The following is a 1,414-nucleotide window of genomic DNA, read 5'->3' as shown; positions in this document are numbered from 1 at the left end:
TAAATTTCCGCGACTTTGAAGGCGAGGTCGATGACTACGACTTTATAGCCTTGGGCTTTTACGTCGATAAGGGCGAGGCTGAGGCGAAATTTACGCGCTTTTTACGCAAAATTCACGGCAAGAAGCTTGGCGTTTTCATGACGCTGGGCGCGGAGCCGGACGGCGAGCACTCGCGCAAGTGCCTGGATACCTTTGAAGAGGGGCTTAAAGCAAACGGCAACGAAATTGTAAGGGAGTTTGCCTGCCAGGGTGCGATCGATCCGAATCTACTTGAGACGATGCGCAAAATGGCCTCTAGCGGCAACTCGCCTCATCCTATCACCCCCGAACGACTTGCGCGCTGGGCGGAGGCTGCGAAACACCCCGACGAGAAGGATCTGGCGGACGCAAAAGCAGCATTTGCGGGGATAAAGTAAAATTTAATCGCGTCGTATCGCCTAAATACTGTGCGATGCGAACGAAATCAAATCATTACCCGTCCCCCCTCGCGATTTACACGATTTAAAATTTTATCTTTGCTAAATTTGAACGACAAATTTCATTCCTATAAGAAAATTTGCCGCTGCAGGTGCAAATCTTGCTCTAGAATTTAAACGATAAAATTTCATCTCGCGCGCAACGGATCAAATAATGCCGCTGACCTTGCGCCGCAATGCGCGCTCTTAACGCAAAAGCCCCGCTTTTGTAAGCGACCGGTCTGCGAGCGCCGCCATCATCCAATACACCGCCCGCCATTTTGCGACGGCCTGAACTTGAAAAATTCGCTTCTGCAAACAAGTAGCCTGCGAGCGTTGCGGTCACGATCATCGGCTACTCCTGTCGTCACATGCCGTAGGCGCCGCTGTCGGGCGCCGTCCTCCCGCCGCGTGACAACCCATACGCTGCTAACCACCTGCACGGCAATCCGTCGCCGCTCATAGCTCCACCTGCTTTGTCGCTGTACCGAATCCAAACCGAACCGCTAAATTTTAAATTCTACAAAAGTCTCATCGCGCATAAATTTTAATTCGGCAAATGCGTAAAATTTAGGTAAAATTCCACCCAAATGCTTTGACGGTCAAAATTTAAAGGGGCGAAAATGACGAATCTCGAGTACGCTAGTCGCATTAACGAGGCTGCGGGGCTAAATTTAAGCTTAGATTGCGAAGAGATCGATCTACAGGATAAGCTTTACGGGCTTTTTCAGTGCTTCATGCCTGACGGTGCGGGCACGCGGGCGGTGTTCGCGCCGCTGCAAAACGGCACCGAGCTGCAAGCGCGCATAATGCCGATCTACGCAGTCACGGCGCAGCAGACGCGAGAAGCGTTCGATCAAGGCGTGGCGCCCGGGTATTTTTGCCCGCCGCAAGATCCAAAATTTAACGACGAAGCGCTTAAGAGCCTAGCTTTAGCGTACGTTCGAAATTTAAAAATT

General features: G+C 51.3%; 2 protein-coding genes. Both read left to right on the top strand.

All coding sequences use genetic code 11. The annotated features are described in order from the left end of the window. A partial coding sequence (locus Q0238_RS05660; protein ID WP_297943791.1) for a flavodoxin family protein occupies window positions 1-416 on the top strand: 416 nt, incomplete at its 5' end. A gap of 662 nt (window positions 417-1,078) precedes the next feature. Then, a partial coding sequence (locus Q0238_RS05655) for a hypothetical protein (protein ID WP_297943789.1) occupies window positions 1,079-1,414 on the top strand: 336 nt, incomplete at its 3' end.

This window comes from uncultured Campylobacter sp. (assembly GCF_938045775.1).
Taxonomy (GTDB): Bacteria; Campylobacterota; Campylobacteria; order Campylobacterales; family Campylobacteraceae; genus Campylobacter_B.
The sequence above is the reverse complement of the archived record's forward strand: the minus strand, read 5'-3'. Positions and strand labels throughout refer to the sequence as shown.